This window comes from Escherichia sp. 94.0001 (assembly GCF_013369155.2).
GTDB lineage: Bacteria > Pseudomonadota > Gammaproteobacteria > Enterobacterales > Enterobacteriaceae > Escherichia > Escherichia coli_F.
Window position 1 is genome coordinate 15,055 of record NZ_JABWMS020000026.1, and the last position, 19,988, is coordinate 35,042.

Consider the following 19,988-nt stretch of genomic DNA (forward strand, 5'->3'; position numbering starts at 1 on the left):
ACCTTAACGATAAGCGCGATGTTGTTCAAGTTGGATATGGGTATGTATTGACTGATTAATGTTGCGCTTATCGCAAAAACGCTTACCTGAAAGGTAAGCGTTTAGCGTGTATGATTTAGAAAAAGCTAATTATTTGATGATTGCAATTGTAATATTACCTGAGAAATTTTTCGTTATAATATCGTTATACTTTTCTGGCATCCAGTAATTATCTTCAAAATCTGCAGAGCTATAAGATTCAGCGGAATACTCATAATTAGTATCTTTTTTATAAGTGTCTTTTTCTGGTAACTCACCGGATGTGGTATAGATGAAATTTGCAATATCAAAATCGCTTTTAGCTTCATTTACGACTGCTTTTACAACATGATAAGTTTGTTTGAATGCATACTCTGAAAAGTCAGCAAAAAGCAAATTCATCCTCCCCCCCAACGCACAAAAAATAGGATTATCAGATATTATGCTATAAAGAGAACTTCCTGCCTGAGATACATTAATATCCTTTCCGTCATGGGCCACATGAAATGCCTGTGAACAAGCATAATACAGATTACCAATCCCTGAAACACTAGAGAGACAAGAAACAATACTCGCTATTTTTACTTTATCAACATGTTCATCCTCTAGAGATTTTCTTACCAAATCACATTGCGCTGGCGTAAATTTAATTTCATTGAAAAGCGCATCGAGATTAATTTTATGGGCATCTTTACGCTCAGCCAAAGCCGAGGTTTTCTCCTTCAGTAACTCATGTATAGTACGGTTAATTTTCACCCCACAACATGAAATATGTGAACTCCCCTCTCCCACTTGCCTTTTTGCATCACCAAGAAGTGAGCCAAACTCACCTTTATCAACAGACAGTTTTGTTATGGCCGATTGATAAAGAAAATTATCTGGAATTAATTGAGTTTGTTTTTGCAAAGCATTTGTTAATGGGGATTCAGCTTGAGTTTTATATACATTATTACCTGTTATATAATTACTAACCAGTTCTTTCTTAAGAGCATTTGCAGCAATTGTTAATTCTGAGAATTGTTCTCTTTCCAATTTATCGTGTTGTGAAAGTAACTGTATAAACTCTTCCACATTTCGACCACTAAAAATCCTTACCCTGGTGTTATTTTTCAACTGGTTGCTATTACCATTGTTCTCACGACACCTCTCAGTGACTGTAAATTTATTACTGCCGGTCTGCTCAATTGTTATTTGACTATTTATACCCGTGGTGGCAACCCATGTTTTTTTATCAGCATTCACCGATTCAGGGGTAACATGAAAATAACGGACTAATTTATCACTAACATCATGTCGATAGATATTAAAAGAATCTAAAATATATAATAGCAAACTACGAAAAATTTCGCCAAACGTGGCTTTATCAGACCTTGTTCTACAATTACCGAGCAGACCACTTTGTTCCATCACATCAAATTTAGAAATATTTCCGTCAAGACTTCTTTCGATACTATCCCTTAGACTCTGATTAAGAAACTGGCTATCATCAACCTCTGTTTTCCTTGAATTCATAGAACCCGTCGCACTAACCATAGTAACCTCACAATATGACATTTTGCATATTCTAACATTGTTAAAAACATGAATAGTTAGCATCATGAATATTTCTATGCCAACCACTACTCTTCATTTATTTCAATAGTAATTATATGGTGTTGTTATTTTCCTTAACTATTTTCCAGTGCAATTGCATCATCAACACAACTTATTAACTATCAAAAATCGCTCATTTTCAAAAACACAGGCAAAAAACAAATTGTTAAGAACACGTACTCACCTTTATGATAAGCGCGCTTTATCAGGGGTAAATTATAAATCAGCGATTGTTGCGGCACCGGAAAATGTAAAAGAAAATGAATTATCGGTGGACTCTTCTTTAATCACACCTTTAGTAAAATAACGAGAGCACTCAAGCTTAACTTCATCCCCATCATTACTAACACTCGCCACATACAGCTTTTGTCTAAAATCTTTTTTGGTAAAATATATTTCATTAACATACTTACCCCCCCCTACCAAAGTATAACCTGATTTACCCGAACTTAATCTTTCCATACTCTTATTCATCCCCTGTAAAACATCTGGAGTTATGCCTTTTAAATAACTTTGATAGGATTGTATGCAAGCATGATAAAAACATGAAATCCCCTGAGGACTAGATAAGCAATCGATTATTTCATCAATCTTATCATCAGTAATGTTACTCTTTGATTGTTTTAATAATTTACTTAACTGAGAAGATTCATCGTCTTTAAAGCAAACCAGCGGAACTATTTGTTGAAGTGTGCTTTGACTATTATTTGTTTCGTTTTCAATTATTTTAATTTTATTTGCAAAAATTTCAAGAATGTCTTTACTTAACTCAACACCGCAGCAAGTTATTTTAGCAGCACCATTTTGCTGACTTTGTTCTTTTATAGTTCTATGCGCATCCATAATTATGGATTCCAAAAAAACATCAGCGCTGTTAAAACTTTCATGAACAGGTAAATACCCTTCATCTTTTTGAATTTGCAGCTTTAACAAATCATATATATTATTCTCAATGTCTGCATTAATTACGTTTTTAGCATCCTTGTTTTTCATAACAATACAATTGACAATACTTTTCCTCAAAAGTGTATCAGCGGAGTGAGTCTCTAGCGCAGCAGTCTTTTCAGAAAGCGACTTGATGATAGTCGCCACAGCCACTCCAGAATATGATATTTCGGTTCGTTCATTTGAATTTTCATCCTTCTGTATAATCTTAAAAGATTTGTCACCTGTTTGTTCGATTACGGTATATTCACTCTCTCCAGTTGCCGCCATCCAGGTACGATTACCATTATTTTCTGTTCCTGGCATAGGATGAAAATAGTCAAGAATATCAGTGCTAACGTTCCGAGAACCGGACATGATATTTACTATTAAGCGTTTTATTTCCTGTAACATCCATTTTGCAAAATTACTGCCTGGTGAATATTTTTTTGCATAATTCTTAATATGAAGCTCATCTGCTATATTTATTTTTTTATCTAAAATAGAGTGAGAGCAGGAATTTGATATCGTTGTTCCATTGTTTATAGGGCTTGCCATAATATACCTCACGATGAGCAATTAATTTATAGAATGCTAGTCATGATCACTGGTATAGACAGCAATCAGAATTTAGCGCCATCGCTGGAAATTTTAGCCCTAACCGTCAACCCGCGAATGACCAGTGCTGGACTCTAATTAACGTCAGGGCCAATAAATTGTGCCTGAGATGGTTTCTGGCACAATTTCACCCGATATGTCTGAAGGGAACTATCAAAAATCGCTCATCAGTAATCACCCTGAGCGATTTAATGTCGCGCCTTACTGAAAAAACACCGCAATCTTGTTGAACATCGTCGGATCGGACTGGTTACGCTGCACTTTCACTACGTCTTCCAGCTTATCGATTTGACTGATCATCTGCTCCAGACGCTGGTCGTCATTGACCAGTAGCCAAATGTGGCTTTTGTCGCTGTCCTGAATTGGCAGGCAGAGAATACCTTCAACGTTAAAAGCGCGACGGGCAAAAAGACCACAAACGTGGGTCATTACGCCCGGATGGTTACGAACGGTGAGTTCCAGAATCACGTTGTCATGAGTTGTGTTTTGCATGGCTTATTCCCCCACCATTTCAGTATTCGCCGCACCTGGCGGCACCATCGGGTACACTTTTTCTTCGGCATCAATACGCACATGGATCAGCGCCGGACCAGGGCGGTTGATGATTTCCTGCAATGCAGCCTGCGGATCGGCTTCGTTATTCAAATCACAGGTTTCGAGGCCAAATCCGGCGGCAATCTGCATAAAGTTGATTTTGCCCGGATAGGTGGCGGCAAAAACGCCCTGCTTGTAGAACAGACTCTGTTGCTGATGCACCAGCCCCAGCGCTTCGTTGTTCATCAGAATGATTTTCACATCCAGCTGGTTTTCACTGGCGGTCGCCATCTCCTGAATATTCATCATCAGGCTGCCGTCGCCGGAGAAACACAACACTTTGCGATCCGGGTTCGCCAGCGCCGCGCCAATGGCCGCAGGCAGGCCAAAGCCCATCGTGCCCAGCCCGCCGGAGGTCAGCCACTGGCGTGGGCGATTGAGCGGATAAGCCTGCGCGGTCCACATCTGATGCTGACCCACGTCGGTGGTGATAATCGCGTTGTCATCGACACAGGCGGCAACGGCGTTGATCAGGCCGTAATGGCTTAACGGATCACACGCTTTCGGGATTGGACACGGGAATTCGCGCTGCAAATCGGCTACCAACTGGTGCCACTCTGCACGCGGTTGCGCTTCCACCAGCGGGATCAACTGCGCCAGCACGTCATCAACATCCGCCTGAATCGCTACGTGCGGCTGCTTGATTTTGCCCAGCTCTGCGCGGTCGATATCGACATGAATAATTTTGGCATTCGGGCAGAACTGCTCGGTTTTGCCAATCGCCCGGTCATCAAAACGTGCGCCGAGAACAATCAGCAGATCCGCCTCCTGCAAGATATAGTTAGTGCTACGTACACCGTGCATCCCCAGCATACCCAGCGACAGCGGATGCGCTTTTGGCAATATGCCCAGCGCCATTAAAGTCATGGTGGTAGGCAGCTGCGCTTTCTCCGCCAGTTCACGCACCCGCGCGGGCGCGTTAATGACACCGCCGCCCAGATAGAGCACCGGGCGTTTGGCGGCGTTAATCATTGCAGCTGCGTCACGAATACTCTCTTCACTAAACGCAGGCGCGGCAGCTTTTTCTGTCATACCGGGCTGTTCTTCAATCTCAAAAACTGCCGTTTGCACATCCTTAGGAATGTCTATCCACACCGGGCCAGGGCGGCCTGATTGCGCAATACGGAAGGCATCGCTCATGACCTGCGGGAGTTCTTCGATATGTCTGACCAGATAGTTGTGTTTGGTGATGGGGATAGAGATGCCGTAGGTGTCCACTTCCTGGAAGGCATCAGTGCCGATCATTGAGGCAGGAACCTGACCAGTGATGCAAATCAGCGGGATGGAGTCCAGTCGCGCATCGGCAATGGCGGTCACCAGGTTAGTCGCACCCGGTCCGCTACAGGCCATACAGACTGCCGGTTTGCCGTCAGTGCGCGCCATTCCCTGAGCGATAAACCCCGCGCCCTGTTCATGGCGAGCCAGAATATGGCGGATTTGCGTGCTTTGGCTTAAGGCGTCGTAAACAGGCAGGATAGAACCGCCCGGAATGCCCGTCACAATCTTAATGCCCTGCTGTTCCAGGAAATGAACGATAAATTCTGCGCCGGTAAAGCGCTTACGCGTCGATGATGTGCCCGAACTTGCCATGCTCCAGTCCTTTTCTTCTGGGCCGACTTTCCGGGAGGTGCTTAAACGAAAAACCCCGCCCGGTTTGCGCCGGCGGGGTTTTGGAATCGTGTGTTGTTCCAGTCCCTACGGCGCATTGCCGACGACCACCACCACACGCACGACGACCACTGCGGCGGATGGCGCAGTTGGTAGTAGTTTTGCGTTGAGCATGGAAGTAGTCATTGGGGACCTTGTTGGTTTTGTGTTTAACAATATTTATACAAGCACAGGTTTACAGGAGAGACAATGGAAAATTTTTCAGCAAGGGAAAATTGAGGGATTGATCACGTTTTGTACTGTACTGCAGGTAACAAAAAACCCCGCCGGAGCGAGGTTTCGTCAGCCGCCCGCGGCTGGTAACCGCAAAGCACACTGTATTATGTCAACACAGAAAGTATACGTGTTCCGCGCAGAACGCGCAATTTCGGCACGAATTTTGACGTATTTAGTACATAGTGGAGTATCGATCACAGTTTACGTTTTGTCCAAATATTACTGTTTATTTATACAGTACACTTCTATAATATCACTGTACGCAATGTGTTATGCGGGGGCCGCATCGTTACCCGGCGCACTAAGTCCTGGCTGAAACGGGTGGTGCCGTCAGCGCCTTAACCCCGCGAGAGCACACTGTGTTATGTCAACAGCACAACGTTTCTCCTTGAGATACCGCGTGCACAACAGCTGGCAACAGGCAGCGGAAAGGTACGTCAGCTGGCAGTGCTCCTGAACCACAGGAGACGCGTATGAGCCTGGTGGATATCGCCATTCTTATCCTCAAACTCATTGTTGCAGCACTGCAACTGCTTGATGCTGTTCTGAAATACCTGAAGTAATTCAGATTCAAGTCGCACCAAAGGGGAGCGGGTAACCGCTCCCCTTTTATATTTAGCGTGTGGGTTGGTGTCGGATGCGATGCTGACGCATCTTATCCGACCTACCATCCCTCCCGGCAACATTTATTGCCGCTTTTGTTTACATATTCTGCCGCTAAACAATTCCCCATTCCTGGCGTATATCTGGCTAACATTCATCAATGTGATAGATTCCTCTCCCGCATTTATGGGAATGCGTAGTGACTTATTCTAATTATTTTTATAAAAGCATCCGTGATAATGAAAAGGCATAGAAACGTCAATTTGTTATTGATGTTGGTATTACTCGTGGCCGTCGGTCAGATGGCGCAAACCATTTATATTCCAGCTATTGCCGATATGGCGCGCGATCTCAACGTTCGTGAAGGGGCGGTGCAAAGCGTAATGGGCGCTTATCTGCTGACTTACGGTGTCTCGCAACTGTTTTATGGCCCGATATCCGACCGTGTGGGTCGCCGACCGGTGATCCTCGTCGGAATGTCCATTTTTATGCTGGCAACGCTGGTCGCGGTCACGACCTCCAGTTTGACGGTGTTGATTGCCGCCAGCGCGATGCAGGGGATGGGCACCGGCGTAGGCGGCGTGATGGCGCGTACATTGCCGCGTGATTTATATGAACGGACACAGTTGCGTCATGCTAACAGCCTGTTAAATATGGGTATTCTCGTCAGTCCGTTGCTCGCACCGTTAATCGGCGGTCTGCTGGATACGATGTGGAACTGGCGCGCCTGTTATCTCTTCCTGTTGGTACTTTGTGCCGGTGTGACCTTCAGTATGGCGCGCTGGATGCCGGAAACGCGTCCGGTAGATGCACCGCGCACGCGCCTGCTTACCAGTTATAAAACACTTTTCGGTAACAGCGGTTTTAACTGTTATTTGCTGATGCTGATTGGCGGTCTGGCCGGGATTGCCGCCTTTGAAGCCTGCTCCGGCGTGCTGATGGGTGCGGTATTAGGGCTGAGCAGTATGACGGTCAGCATTTTGTTTATTCTGCCGATTCCGGCGGCATTTTTTGGAGCATGGTTTGCCGGGCGTCCTAATAAACGATTCCCGACGTTGATGTGGCAGTCGGTTATCTGCTGCCTGCTGGCTGGCTTGCTGATGTGGATCCCCGACTGGTTTGGCGTGATGAATGTCTGGACGCTGCTCGTTCCCGCCGCGCTGTTCTTTTTCGGTGCCGGGATGCTGTTTCCGCTGGCGACCAGCGGCGCAATGGAACCGTTCCCCTTCCTGGCGGGCACGGCTGGCGCGCTGGTCGGCGGTCTGCAAAACATTGGTTCCGGCGTGCTTGCGTCGCTCTCTGCGATGTTGCCGCAAACCGGTCAGGGCAGCCTGGGGTTGTTGATGACCTTAATGGGATTGTTGATCGTGCTGTGCTGGCTACCGCTGGCGACGCGGATGTCGCATCAGGGGCAGCCCGTTTAAGCTCACGTCACCGCAGCATCGTCATCAGCTCCATGGGAGAACGATGCTGCTTTATCAGATCACGCATCACCCGCATATGCGGCGCGGAGTAAGAATAAAACGCCTGATAGCCCGCACAAAGCACGTTGTCTGGCGTCTCCTCCCGAGCGTGCGGGCACAGCCGATGCCAGTCGCACGCCTGGCAGCCACGGCGCGGTTGCGGGTTTTCGCTGCCACACCATTTTTGTAGGGTGGCGTCAAAAAGCTCAATCGAGATACGACTGATATCTGCCCGTACCCAACACTCGAACAGGGCAATTAAAAATTTCCCCCACAGCTCTGCTGTCACCGAAGCGGCCGTCAGATCGCCCCGGTCATCAAATTCAAGATGGGGAATAAGCTGTACGGAGCGGATGCCCCGCTGTTTGAAATTGTAATAAAAATCGGCAGGTTGCAGAGCATCCTTATACTCTACAACCAGTTTATGCCTGTCCTCTTCAGCATCAATGACCTGACTTCCTGTCATGCGACTCTCTCAATAAATACGATAAGTTGATGTATATGCGTTACAGCAAACAGTATTGCGAGAGATAACACCGCGAGGGAGATCAAAAATTTGTCACGGACTACGTGAAATTGGGAAAAATCGCTATTCGTGACATCCATTAAATTGCGATTACGGGTGTAGTGCCAGAGGATCAGCGCCACGATGGCGAGGATGCCAATCGAAATCCAGAATAACATGCCCGCCTGGTGCCAGTTGTGTTTGATAGCCAACGCCATCAACGCGCCGTAGCCCAGCATGGTACGAAACCACGCCAGCGATGTACGCTCCGGCTGCAGCCCTGGGTCGGCAATGCGTCTGGCTTTGCGGCTATCCGGCATACAACACCAGTCCCATAACGATCACCGCCACGACCATCAATATTAAGCTGATGATTAATAAGCTGTTGGTATAGGGCAGGTCCTCTTTCAGACGCATCGCTTTTTCATTGCGTAACCAGCGCAAGTAGCCATACATCGCTAACCCGCCGGAAAACAGACACAACAACAACGCCAGCAGTTCGCGAATGACGGGCGTGGCGAAATCTGGCGCAAGTTGATCAAGCCCAACCCCCGCCGCCAGAAATCCTAGTGCAGTACGGATCCACGCCAAAAAAGTACGCTCATTAGCCAGCGAGAAGCGGTAATCGGGCGCTTCTCCGAGGCGGGAAATTTTCATTGTTGCTCCTTTGCAATTTCACTAACGCTCTACCTTTAGCGGTTTTTTTAAGAATTTCGTCCGCCCGTTTCCTGATATGCTTTTGCCATCCGCTACAAGGAGGTCAGATGGGTATCATAGCGCAAAATAAAATCAGTTCCTTGGGCATGCTGTTCGGTGCCATCGCTTTAATGATGGGGATTATCCACTTTTCATTCGGCCCTTTTTCCGCACCACCGCCAACGCTTGAAAGCATCGTGGCGGACAAAACGGCTGAAATTAAAAGAGGTCTTCTCGCCGGAATAAAAGGCGAAAAAATTACCACCGTGGAGAAAAAAGAGGACGTAGATGTCGATAAAATCCTCGATCAAGGCGGAATCGCACTGGCCATTGCCGCGCTACTTTGCGCATTTATTGGCGGTATGCGTAAGGAAAATCGCTGGGGCATTCGCGGCGCTCTGGTTTTTGGCGGCGGGACGCTGGCTTTCCATACCTTACTTTTTGGCATCGGCATCATCTGCAGCCTTCTGCTGATATTCCTGATTTTTTCTTTCCTGACCGGTAGTTCACTGGTTTAAGCAGCCTGAATATTTTGCCCGCTGGGTTATCGCCAACGGGCATTGTCGTCAAAACTTCTGTTTTTTCTCTTCCACCTTCACCCCTTGTGTTGGCAGGCCGGTGTCATAGTCGCGTACTACCGGCGAATAGCCATCCTGTGGGCGTGGACGGAACGCCCCCATCCAGCGCGGTTGCGCATCTTTACGCCACGGACGCAGACTCCATTGGTAACTGCGGAACGGATCGCGAATTTTGTCCATGTAATCCAGCAAGGCGTCATGCATTTTGCTGCGAACGTCGGTAAAACGGATATCATCGATCAGGTTATGCATTTCATTTGGGTCGTTACGGCGATCGTAAAGTTCATCACTGGTGAAAAGGTTTAGCACCAGTTTAAAATCATCCGTCACCCAGCAACGCACCGGAATAAAACCGCCAAAGCTGTCATGCTCAATCTCATAACGGTTAAATTCCACCATCACGCTACGCGGCTCTTTCACAGCAAGGATATTTTCCCCTGGCAGAATGTCTGGTTTTTCAATATCTGCCAGCGCCATCATTGTCGGCAGTAAATCGATATGACTGACTGGCGTATCGACCTGCCGCCGCTCCCCTTGCGGCGAACGGATGATCAGCGGAATACGGGTGATGTCGTCATACATCGCCGCTCCTTTACTGATCAGCTTATGTGCGCCCATCATTTCACCATGATCGGAGGTATAAATGACCCACGTATTTTCACGTTGCTCTGGCGTTAAGGCATTGATGACCCGTCCAATTTGGTCATCAACAAAGTCATTGCAGGCAAAATAGAGCGGATGGTGATAAAACCCGTCATCACCGACTGGCGATGGCATCGCCTGCGCCCATAAGCGGTGATGTTCCGGTTTGTTCGCCAGGTCATCCTGTGATTTCTCGCCAAGTTCGTAGTAAAAATCAGCGTATTTCTCTAAATACTCCACCGGACAGGTGAACGGGTGATGCGGCTCATCATACGAAACCACCATCAGGAAGGGTTCCTCGGCGCGCGCGGGCTGTTGCAGAAAATCTACCGCCCGATTGCTGATGCGGTGCGCCCAGGTGAAGGTTTCGTCGATCTGGTTCGCCTGTAAATCCTCAACGCTGTTTAGGCCATTGCGCCACAGGCTGATCTCTTTTTCCGTCAGTTCGCTAAGGTAGTTCGCCCCATCGAACCAGTAATCAGCGTCCCACTCCGGCGGACACTCGCCAGTGCCGAAATAGTCATGACCGTCGAGATGCCATTTGCCAATGTAACAGGTGTGATAGCCCGCATCCTTAAAGTAGCGTCCCATAGTGGAGATGTTTTTGCCCGGCGCGACGTTATTGGTCCACGGGCCGGACTGGTTAGCGTAGATACCGGTAAACAGCCCGGCGCGCGCTGGTGTACAAACCGGTGAACAGGTATAGGCGGAATTAAAGCGAATACTTTCCGCCGCCAGACTATCAATATTTTGCGTATTCAGAGGCTTACCGCTATAGCAACCGACCATATTGGTGGCCTGGGTATCGGTCATGATGAACAGAAAATTGGGGCGTTTCATAGGCTATCCTTCGCGTCGGGAGTAAAGGTTACGGCTGGGTCGTGACGATGCCGCCAGCTGTCAAAAATCAGGTAGACAATCACTACGGCAGCGATGAAATAACTGATCATCGCTAACCAGCGCGTACCGTAGCCGCCGAATTCAGCCAGCCCGGCATAGACGCCAATCATAGCGAACAGGATACCAATTGACGCGATCTTGACGTTTTTCCACGGCTTCATGTCCACCGCAAACGCATCTTTGAAAGTGAACGGCGTGGCGCGCGGTTTGATAAAACCGATCACCAGCATCACTACCACGTTGATACAGAACGTACAGGCCAGTACATAGAGGAAATGGAAGTCGAACTTCACCAGATAGTTGATGGTGATGTAGCTGATTATGCCAATCCCCATCGCCACTTTTGCCGCCAGCGCCGGAATGCGGGGGAAGAAAAAGCCCATAATGATGATGGTAACCAACGGCACGTTGTAAATACCGTTGAGCTGTTTCATCCAGCTATACAGCCCCTCGGCGCGTTGGCGATCCACGGCGCGACCAGCACCGAAACGATGGCGATAAAGAAACCAAATTTGCGCCCAACGGTGACCAGCTGTTGCGGCTCGGCATTCTGGTTAACGATGCGCCGATAAATACCCATACTGAATAACGTACTGGCGCTATTCAGAAAGCCGTTGAAGGTACTGATCACCGCACCAAATAACACCGCGCCGAAGAAACCCACCAGTGGCACTGGCAGAACGTTATTGACCAGCGTCGGGTAGGCCATGTCGGCTTTAGGTAAATCCTGATACAGATGAAACGCAATCAACCCTGGCAGCACCAGTACCAGCGGGTCGAGCATTTTCAGCACCGCCGTTAACAGCGCCCCTTTTTGCCCTTCCGCCAAACTTTTTGACGCCAGCGTGCGTTGCACGATGCCCTGATTTGTACACCAGTAAAAGGTGTTCACCAGAATCAAACCGGTAAATGCCGCACCAATTGGCAAGGGATCGGTTGGACCGCCGACTGAGTTTAATTTCTCGGCGTGAACGGTGGTGAGTTGCTCAATGCCCTGCATAAAGCTGCCCTTGCCCATCGCGATCAGGCCAAACACCGGCACCATCAAGCCGCCGATAACCAGCCCAATACCGTTAATGGAGTCCGCCACCGCCATCGCGCGCAGTCCGCCGATCACCGCATACAAAATTCCCGCCATACCAAGCAAGATCACCAACAGCCAGATAGCCGCACCGTGAGAAATTTGTAGCGATTCCCCAACGTGAAACAGGCTGTTTAACGCCAACGCGCCGGAGTAGAGAACAATTGGCAGAAAGCAAACGCCAGTGGCAATGAGGAAGCAGAAGTCGATGATAATACGCGTCGTTTTATCATAACGTTCCTCCAGAAAATCGGGGATGGTGGCAATGCCACGCTTCAGATAGCGCGGTAAAAAGATTAGCGCGAGGAAGATCAGCGTCACCGCAGAAGTGACTTCCCAGCCCATCACCGACATGCCGCTTTTGTAGGCCTGCCCGGAAAGTCCAACCAGTTGTTCCGTGGAAAGGTTGGTTAACATTAACGAAGCGGCAATAACCGGCGCTTTTAGTGAACGTCCGGCAAGAAAATAGCCTTGTTGCGATCCGGTATCTGTTTTGCGGACCTTCCACCAGGTGATGACCGCCACCAGCAGCGTAAAACCGACAAAACTCAAGATTTGTAACGAATTCATCTCATAGCCCTTATTTATGTTTATGTCCCGGACGCATGAATATAGGGAGAGGTAAAATGCGTCGGGTCAGGCAGTCAGATTCTTAAAATACAAACGTCGTATCCCTGAACGGATTGTTTTCTGTTAAGTTCAGGTTGTGAGCATAATTCGCCGGAGGGATATTAAAATGAATGGAAAATTGCAAAGTTCGGATGTAAAAAACGAAACTCCGTACAATATTCCCTTATTGATTAACGAAAATGTGATCTCCAGCGGAATTTCTCTGATCTCGCTCTGGCATACCTACGCCGACGAGCATTATCGGGTGATCTGGCCGCGGGACAAGAAGAAACCGCTTATCGCCAACTCATGGGTAGCGGTGTATACCGTACAAGGATGTGGGAAAATTATTTTAAAGAATGGGGAACAAATAACACTGCATGGCAACTGTATTATATTTTTAAAGCCAATGGATATTCACTCTTATCACTGTGAAGGTTTAGTCTGGGAACAGTACTGGATGGAATTTACCCCCACCAGTATGATGGATATTCCCGTCGGTCAGCAAAGCGTTATTTATAATGGCGAAGTTTATAATCAGGAACTCACCGAAGTTGCTGAATTAATTACTTCACCAGAAGCAATAAAAAATAATCTGGCAGTCGCTTTTCTGACGAAAATTATTTATCAGTGGATTTGTCTTATGTACGCAGACGGTAAAAAAGATCCACAACGGCGGCAAATTGAAAAACTAATTGCCACTTTACATGCCAGTCTGCAACAACGCTGGAGCGTAGCTGATATGGCTGCCACGATCCCCTGTAGCGAAGCCTGGTTGCGTCGTCTGTTTTTACGCTATACCGGCAAGACGCCGAAAGAATATTACCTCGATGCACGTCTGGATCTGGCGCTATCGCTATTAAAGCAACAAGGGAACTCGGTTGGCGAAGTCGCTGATACACTCAACTTCTTCGACTCCTTTCATTTCAGCAAAGCCTTTAAGCATAAATTTGGTTATGCGCCGTCAGCCGTGCTGAAGAATACGGACCAGCACCCAACGGATGCCAGTCCACACAATTAACGTAACTCTGGCCAGTACGCTTTGTTGGCCTCCAGCAACTCATCCAGAATAGCTTTGGCGACCGAGGCGCTCGGTACCGTTTTCGACAGAGTAATCGCCTGCCACAGGTGCTGATATGAACGCTGTTCCCAGGCGTCCACGACCAGTTTTTCCACCGCCACTTGCTGACTCATTAACCCTTTCTGAAACTGCGGGATATCGCCGACCACCAGTGGTTCTGGTCCGTTGTGCCCGACCAGACACGGGATCTCGACCATCGCTTCATCATCAAAGTTATGAATTGCCCCGTTGTTAGGCACAATCAGCAACATCCGCTCCTGAGTGTTAAAGGCGATTGCCGCTGCCAGATCGACGATGTATGACGCATGTTCGTCAATTTCCAGCTTGCCCGCCGCCGAATTTCCTGCCGCCGTAATGGCGCGGCAAGCATCGAAAACCTGTTTCTCGCGATGTTCCATCACCTCATTCGCGCGGGTATGTTCAGGGTTGGAATGCTGAACGACATAATCCGGGAAGAGATAATATTTCAGATAGGTGTTCGGCAATGTATCCGGATCCAGTGCCTGGACATCCCGCGCTTTTGCATAGGTGTCGTTCCAGCTCGCTTCGGTATGCGTATCTTGCTGCGGTGGAACATAACCGTGCTTTGAGACATATTGCCGCAGCTGGGGCATCAGGTCGTTGCCTTGCAAATCTTCAATTGATGTCCACCAGCCAAAGTGGTTCAGACCGTAGTAGCGCACACGCATCTGTTTGCGATCTTGCAGCCCAACAATTTGCGCCATCCGACTTTCAATACCGATTGGCATGTCACAGATGTTGAGGATTTTCGCATTCGGGCGCAGACGACGCGTGGCTTCTGCCACAATTGCTGCCGGGTTGGAGTAGTTGAGCATCCAGGCATTTGGTGAATATTTTTCCATATAATCCACCAGTTCCAGGACGCCGCCAATGGAACGCATGCCGTACGCTATTCCGCCGGGTCCGCAAGTTTCCTGACCGACAACGCCGTGGCGCAGCGGTATTTTTTCATCCAGTTCGCGCATCGGGTATTTGCCGACGCGGATGTGCGCCATGACAAAATCAACGTCGCTGAATGCCACTTCAGGATCGGTGGTGTAACTAAACGCAATGTCCGGCGCTTTTTCTTTAAGGATGACTTTACAGGCTTCGGCAATCACTTCCTGCCGCGCACCATCGTTATCATAAAATTTCAGTGCACGAAGCGGGAAACGGTCCTGATTCGCCAGGAGCATCAACACGATGCCTGGCGTAAAGGTGCTTCCACCGCCTGCGACAACCACTGAGAATTTGGTCATTATACTGCCTCCGTAATGGCAACTTTTTCTGCTAATTGATGAGAATTAATTAAGCTATCGAGCTGTTCACGCAGCTGGGAAACATGCAAACCAATGATCACCTGAATGGCATCACCACTACGGAAGACGCCATGCGCTCCCAGCTTTTTAAAGACTTCGTCATCCAGCGTTTGTGACATGTCATGCAGTGCAATACGTAGACGCGTCGCGCAATTGTTAATACTGGAGATATTGCCCACCCCGCCCAGGGCTTGCAGGATGCCGGCAGCCTGCTCCAGCTCTTTTTTGGGCTCTGCAGCGGTAGTTTGGCCTCGTGAGGCTTTGTATTCGGCTTTCGAGTAGAGCTTCACCTCCGCATCTTCACGCCCCGGTGTGCACATGTTGAATTGCAGAATCAGGGTGCGGAAGACAACGAAGTACAAGAGGGTAAAGCACAACCCAATGGCGATTTGGGTCAGCATCATATCCGCATGTTTGCTGAACATCGGGATCCAGTTTTGCGGTAAAACCTGGTCTATCAGACCACCGCCCATGTTGCCCACCACACCAAAGAGATACATCACAGTCGACATTGAGGCCGCCAGCACGGCGTGTACCGCAAACAGCAACGGTGAAATGAACAGGAAGGTAAATTCCAGCGGTTCGGTAATTCCCACCAGCATGGCGGTTAAGGTTGCAGGGATCAGCAAGCCCGCCACTTTTACCCGATTTTCCGGTGCAGCAGTGAAGTACATCGCTAAAGAAATGCCCACGGCACCAAAGATTTTTGAGTTACCGTGCAGGGCAAAACCGCCTTCCGGGAACAACGATTTCAGCGGCTCGGCGCTCAAACTGAACTCTTGCAGATGCTGCGCCCAGTACATCTGAATGCCGCCTTCAACAGCTGCCGGACCAAAGATAAACGGTCCGTAGATGAAGTGGTGTAAACCGGTTGGGATCAGAATGCGTTCGAGGAAGGTGTAAACCCAGACCCCAAGCGCACCCGCCGAACGCAGGAACGCTTGCAGAGATTCAATCCCCATTTGTACTTTTGGCCAGCCGAGCAATGTCAGCCACGCGCAGGGGATCATCACCAGGAAGGCGATAATCACCACATAAGATGTCCCCTGAAAAATGCCGAGAAAAACCGGCAGTTTTTTATCGAACAGACGGTTATGCAGCGCCGTCACAATGCCAGAAATGATAATCGCGCCGATAATGCTGGTATCGAGGGTTTTAATTCCGGCCATCATGGTCAGCCCGCTACCTGCCACTGCGTCCTGAGAGAAATCGACGCCGAAGTAGCTTCCCCAGGTCATTCCCATCGCGTTGATGAAATAGTTCCAGGTCAGGAAACTCACCATCACCGCCAGACAAGCACGCCCCTGCGCTTGCTTAGCAAGGCCAATGGGTAAACCGACAGCAAAAATCAGCGGCATATTACGGAATACCGTCCAACCGCCCTCTTCAATGATGTGTACGATTTGCGCGAATAAACTGTTCGGATCGGTCAGTGATTCCCCGACAAACATCGGGTTTTGCAGCAAAATGGCAAGACCCACCACAATCCCGGCGAAGGGAAACAGCAGCACTGGCGTGAACATCGCGCCGCCAAAGCGTTGAATTTGACTGAGCATTTCCACATCCTCTTTTCTCAATTCTGTAAGTAGGAAGCCTGATTGGTTATGCGGCAGGCCTGGAGCGAGGATAGGAAGATGCTATCGGCAGAACATGACGACCCAGTGGGATTCGTGATCGCTTTCATGCTTTTCGTTGAGCGGTAGAGATCTACGTTTTCGCGAAAAAGTAGACATCTGTGAACACGGGTACACAGCATCGAACACATCACTAAAAAAAAGATGCTTTTTCAACGGATTAATCGAAATTTGTGGGCGCTTTACCCGGGCTTGCAGGCAAAAAAGAGATCTAGAGATGATCTACAAAAGCATTGCGGAGCGGTTAAGAATTCGACTTAACTCCGCGGATTTCACGCTAAACAGTCTTCTTCCTGGTGAAAAAAAGCTGGCGGAAGAGTTTGCGGTATCACGGATGACCATCCGTAAAGCCATTGACCTGCTGGTGGCGTGGGGGTTGGTGGTCCGCCGCCACGGCAGCGGTACTTATCTGGTGCGCAAAGATGTACTGCATCAAACTGCCAGCCTGACCGGGCTGGTGGAGGTGTTAAAACGCCAGGGGAAAACGGTCACCAGCCAGGTGCTAATATTTGAAATCATGCCTGCGCCTCCGGCCATTGCCAGCCAATTACGGATTCAAATCAACGAGCAGATCTACTTCTCCCGTCGCGTTCGTTTTGTGGAAGGGAAACCGCTGATGCTGGAAGATAGCTATATGCCAGTAAAACTGTTCCGCAACCTTTCGCTGCAACATCTGGAAGGGTCGAAGTTTGAATATATTGAACAAGAGTGCGGGATTCTTATTGGCGGTAATTATGAAAGCCTGACGCCGGTTCTCGCCGATAGACTGCTGGCGCGGCAAATGAAGGTAGCGGAACACACACCACTGCTGCGGATCACCTCGTTGTCATATAGTGAGAGCGGTGAGTTTTTGAATTATTCAGTGATGTTCAGAAATGCCAGTGAATACCAGGTGGAGTACCATTTACGGCGACTCCACCCGGAAAAGAGTTAACCGATACTCCAAAAGAGCACCGCCAGTAATTGTGGGGTGATAATGCGCAGGAACATCACCAACGGATAGACAGTGGCATAAGAGAGTGCCGCCGCACCGCTGGTTGGATGAAGATTATTAGCAAATGCCAGCGCCGGAGGATCGGTCATGGAGCCAGCCAGCATTCCGCACATGGTCAGGTAATTCATTTTGGCTAACATCCGCGCCAGAATACCAACAGTAATCAGCGGAACGGCGGTGATCAGGGCACCATAACCAATCCAGCTTAGCCCTTCGCCATTGACCAGGGTATTTACAAAATCCCCACCAGATTTCAGCCCCACTACCGAGAGGAACAGTACGATCCCCAGCTCCCGCAGCGCGAGGTTGGCGCTTGGCGGCATAAACCAGTACAGCTTACCGATACTGCCGATACGCCCGAAGATCAACGCCATAATCAGCGGACCGCCCGCCAGTCCCAGTTTCAACGCCGCCGGGAATCCCGGCACAAAGACGGGAATAGAACCTAACAATACGCCAAGCCCGATACCAATAAACACCGGCAGCATCTGAACCTGTTGCAGTTTCTGCTGCGCATTCCCCAGCACATTGGCAACGGCATCAATTGCGGACGGACGCCCCACCAGGTTGAGAATATCGCCGAACTGCAGGCTGATATCGCCACTGGCGACCAGTTCGACCCCGGCACGGTTCAGGCGCGAAATAACAACGTCATAGCGTTCTTTAAAGTGCAGATCGCGAATACGCTTACCAAGCACGTTTTCATTGGTGACCACCACACGCTCGACGCGTAAATCAGTGCCTTTCGTGGACAGCGAGGTATCGACCTCCTGACCAATCACCAGTTGCGCATTATGTAAATCCGCTGGCTGCCCCACCAAATGCAGCAAATCGCCCAGTTGGATAATAGTATCTGGCGAAGGTACTTTTAGGGTTTCTTCTCGTTTCAGACGCGAACAGATAATTTTGTCCCCGTTGAGAATCGGTACATCTTTAATGGCTAAGTCATGCAGGTTAGGGTTCTCAACGCGAATATTGATAGTCTTGATCAGCGCACCGCCATTGGTGCGTGAAGACTCGTGCTGCTGAGCTTCTGTCTCGACATTGACGCGGAAAATAACCCGCAACATCCACATGGTGAACAAAATCCCGCAAATGCCGAATGGATACGCCATCGCGTAACTCATCCCCATCTGATCGACCATTTCCATTGGTGTACCCAGGTCGCGCAAGATCTGCTGCCCTGCCCCCAGTGCTGGCGTATTGGTTACCGCACCGGAGAAAATCCCCAGCACGACCGGCAGTGGAATATCAAACAGTTTATGCAGGATGGCGGTAACCAGACCACCGATGATGACGATCAGAACAGCAAACAGGTTGAGGCGTAATCCGGAGACGCGCAATGAGGCAAAGAAGCCCGGACCCACCTGAATCCCGATGGTATAAACGAACAGGATCAGGCCAAATTCCTGAATAACATGCAGCATATCGCTACTTAATGTCATCCCCGCCTGAGAAACAAAATGGCCGACGATGATCCCACCAAACAGCACGCCGCCAATACCTAATCCTATGCCGCGAAATTTGACGTTGCCGATAAACAAACCGACGACTGCCACCAAAGCCAGAATACTGACCGTTAATGCTATATCACTCATCGTCCATTTCTCTTGAGATAACATTTTAATTGCTACGGATTATGGCTGAATCGGTGAAGCAGATTTGCCTTATAGCGCACATTATCACGGGAAAGAACGTGCCGAAATATCTTAAACAGGCGAAAATTAACGCATTGTTGAAGAAGAAAGACAAAAAAAGCCCCACCAGAATGGTGGGGCAAAGAGAATAGCTAGTTAGCTATTTAACGCGGGACGTTCGCTGATAGCGATACGCTGCGCTGCGATGGGTTCAGGCTCATTACGAATTAAATCAATATGCAGTAAACCGTTTACGAAGGTTGCGCCAGAGACTTCCATATTTTCAGCCAGCGTAAAACTCAGGCTAAACGGCTGATTCATAAGCCCTTGATGCAGCCATTTCTTCTCTTCTTTTGGCTGCTCCGGCGTGCCTTTTACGCTCAGGCGCGTACCTTCCAGTTGAATCTCTAAATCTTCCTGACGAAAACCTGCCAGCGCAAGGGTAATGCGGTAGTGGTTATCGTCGCTTTTTTCAATGTTGTACGGCGGGAAGCTCTGGCTTTCACCGGCGTTTTGCAGTGCGTTGGCCAGTTTGTCAAAACCGATCCATTGACGCATCAGTGGGGATAAATCGAAGTTACGCATAGTCATTTCTCCTTCTAAGAAGCGAGTAAG

19 protein-coding genes and 1 pseudogene are annotated in these 19,988 nt (G+C 48.7%); 5 read left to right on the top strand and 15 right to left on the bottom strand.

The window, feature by feature from the left end; translation table 11 throughout:
- Positions 1-129 precede the first annotated feature (129 nt).
- From HEN33_RS13665 to ivbL, 5 genes are all read right to left on the bottom strand, one after another.
- The gene (locus HEN33_RS13665) at positions 130-1,614 is read right to left on the bottom strand and encodes a hypothetical protein (RefSeq protein ID WP_194313518.1); all 1,485 of its coding nucleotides are present in this window, start codon (positions 1,612-1,614) and stop codon (positions 130-132) included.
- Positions 1,615-1,827: 213 nt separating this feature from the next.
- Positions 1,828-3,093: a hypothetical protein gene (locus HEN33_RS13670; protein WP_183083436.1), complete on the bottom strand. Its 1,266-nt coding sequence runs from the start codon at positions 3,091-3,093 to the stop codon at positions 1,828-1,830.
- Positions 3,094-3,354: 261 nt separating this feature from the next.
- Entirely contained in the window at positions 3,355-3,645 is a 291-nt protein-coding gene (gene ilvN, locus HEN33_RS13675) for an acetolactate synthase small subunit (protein WP_001181706.1), read from the bottom strand.
- Between the two features lie 3 nt (positions 3,646-3,648).
- Positions 3,649-5,337 (bottom strand): acetolactate synthase large subunit, encoded by a 1,689-nt coding sequence (gene ilvB, locus HEN33_RS13680; RefSeq protein WP_176263846.1) that lies wholly within the window; start codon positions 5,335-5,337, stop codon positions 3,649-3,651.
- A 105-nt stretch (positions 5,338-5,442) separates the two neighbouring features.
- The gene (gene ivbL / locus HEN33_RS13685; RefSeq protein ID WP_001300753.1) at positions 5,443-5,541 is read right to left on the bottom strand and encodes an ilvB operon leader peptide IvbL; all 99 of its coding nucleotides are present in this window, start codon (positions 5,539-5,541) and stop codon (positions 5,443-5,445) included.
- 563 nt (positions 5,542-6,104) lie between these two features.
- Between ivbL and tisB the strand changes: the two genes are divergently transcribed.
- Positions 6,105-6,194 (top strand): type I toxin-antitoxin system toxin TisB, encoded by a 90-nt coding sequence (tisB, locus tag HEN33_RS13690; protein WP_000060506.1) that lies wholly within the window; start codon positions 6,105-6,107, stop codon positions 6,192-6,194.
- A 123-nt stretch (positions 6,195-6,317) separates the two neighbouring features.
- On the opposite strand, the gene ysdE is transcribed toward tisB, so the two are convergent.
- Positions 6,318-6,392, bottom strand: coding sequence for a protein YsdE (gene ysdE / locus HEN33_RS26360; protein ID WP_211180519.1), 75 nt, complete (start codon positions 6,390-6,392; stop codon positions 6,318-6,320).
- Positions 6,393-6,473: 81 nt separating this feature from the next.
- Between ysdE and emrD the strand changes: the two genes are divergently transcribed.
- Positions 6,474-7,658 carry a multidrug efflux MFS transporter EmrD gene (gene emrD / locus HEN33_RS13695; protein ID WP_024166225.1) on the top strand — a complete coding sequence of 395 codons (1,185 nt, stop codon included), beginning with the start codon at positions 6,474-6,476 and terminating at the stop codon, positions 7,656-7,658.
- 7 nt (positions 7,659-7,665) lie between these two features.
- Here the strand turns inward: emrD and HEN33_RS13700 are convergent, their stop codons facing one another.
- The 3 genes from HEN33_RS13700 to HEN33_RS13710 are packed head-to-tail and all read right to left on the bottom strand — an operon-like array spanning position 7,666 to position 8,859.
- A complete protein-coding gene (locus HEN33_RS13700; protein WP_000148072.1) occupies positions 7,666-8,163 on the bottom strand; it encodes a radical SAM protein in 498 nt (165 codons plus the stop codon).
- Positions 8,160-8,522: a DUF202 domain-containing protein gene (locus HEN33_RS13705; protein WP_001113432.1), complete on the bottom strand. Its 363-nt coding sequence runs from the start codon at positions 8,520-8,522 to the stop codon at positions 8,160-8,162. The genes HEN33_RS13700 and HEN33_RS13705 overlap by 4 nt, the downstream gene beginning before the upstream one ends.
- A complete protein-coding gene (locus tag HEN33_RS13710) occupies positions 8,512-8,859 on the bottom strand; it encodes a YidH family protein (protein ID WP_000703959.1) in 348 nt (115 codons plus the stop codon). Before HEN33_RS13710 ends, HEN33_RS13705 begins: the two co-directional genes overlap by 11 nt.
- A gap of 107 nt (positions 8,860-8,966) precedes the next feature.
- On the opposite strand from HEN33_RS13710, the gene yidI reads away from it, so the two are divergent.
- A complete protein-coding gene (yidI, locus tag HEN33_RS13715) occupies positions 8,967-9,416 on the top strand; it encodes a protein YidI (protein ID WP_039020312.1) in 450 nt (149 codons plus the stop codon).
- 48 nt (positions 9,417-9,464) lie between these two features.
- Here yidI and HEN33_RS13720 read toward each other — a convergent pair whose 3' ends face one another.
- Both HEN33_RS13720 and HEN33_RS13725 read right to left on the bottom strand, forming a co-directional pair.
- Positions 9,465-10,958 (bottom strand): sulfatase-like hydrolase/transferase, encoded by a 1,494-nt coding sequence (locus HEN33_RS13720; protein WP_176263847.1) that lies wholly within the window; start codon positions 10,956-10,958, stop codon positions 9,465-9,467.
- Positions 10,955-12,669: pseudogene (locus HEN33_RS13725) on the bottom strand (solute:sodium symporter family transporter). Before HEN33_RS13725 ends, HEN33_RS13720 begins: the two are co-directional and overlap by 4 nt.
- A gap of 166 nt (positions 12,670-12,835) precedes the next feature.
- On the opposite strand from HEN33_RS13725, the gene HEN33_RS13730 reads away from it, so the two are divergent.
- Positions 12,836-13,729 carry a helix-turn-helix transcriptional regulator gene (locus tag HEN33_RS13730; protein ID WP_001353557.1) on the top strand — a complete coding sequence of 298 codons (894 nt, stop codon included), beginning with the start codon at positions 12,836-12,838 and terminating at the stop codon, positions 13,727-13,729.
- On the opposite strand, the gene HEN33_RS13735 is transcribed toward HEN33_RS13730, so the two are convergent.
- On the bottom strand, positions 13,726-15,048 hold the full coding sequence (locus HEN33_RS13735; protein ID WP_000160112.1) for a 6-phospho-alpha-glucosidase: 1,323 nt from the start codon (positions 15,046-15,048) through the stop codon (positions 13,726-13,728). The genes HEN33_RS13730 and HEN33_RS13735 overlap by 4 nt on opposite strands.
- Positions 15,048-16,664 carry a PTS sugar transporter subunit IIB gene (locus HEN33_RS13740; protein ID WP_088541973.1) on the bottom strand — a complete coding sequence of 539 codons (1,617 nt, stop codon included), beginning with the start codon at positions 16,662-16,664 and terminating at the stop codon, positions 15,048-15,050. The genes HEN33_RS13735 and HEN33_RS13740 overlap by 1 nt, the downstream gene beginning before the upstream one ends.
- Positions 16,665-16,959: 295 nt before the next feature.
- On the opposite strand from HEN33_RS13740, the gene HEN33_RS13745 reads away from it, so the two are divergent.
- Positions 16,960-17,676, top strand: a complete 717-nt coding sequence (locus HEN33_RS13745; protein ID WP_001300779.1) for a GntR family transcriptional regulator — start codon at positions 16,960-16,962, stop codon at positions 17,674-17,676.
- Here the strand turns inward: HEN33_RS13745 and HEN33_RS13750 are convergent.
- Both HEN33_RS13750 and ibpB read right to left on the bottom strand, forming a co-directional pair.
- Positions 17,673-19,334 carry a putative transporter gene (locus tag HEN33_RS13750; RefSeq protein ID WP_163426430.1) on the bottom strand — a complete coding sequence of 554 codons (1,662 nt, stop codon included), beginning with the start codon at positions 19,332-19,334 and terminating at the stop codon, positions 17,673-17,675. The genes HEN33_RS13745 and HEN33_RS13750 overlap by 4 nt on opposite strands.
- A 195-nt stretch (positions 19,335-19,529) precedes the next feature.
- Positions 19,530-19,958: a small heat shock chaperone IbpB gene (ibpB, locus tag HEN33_RS13755; RefSeq protein ID WP_001243431.1), complete on the bottom strand. Its 429-nt coding sequence runs from the start codon at positions 19,956-19,958 to the stop codon at positions 19,530-19,532.
- Positions 19,959-19,988: the final 30 nt, after the last annotated feature.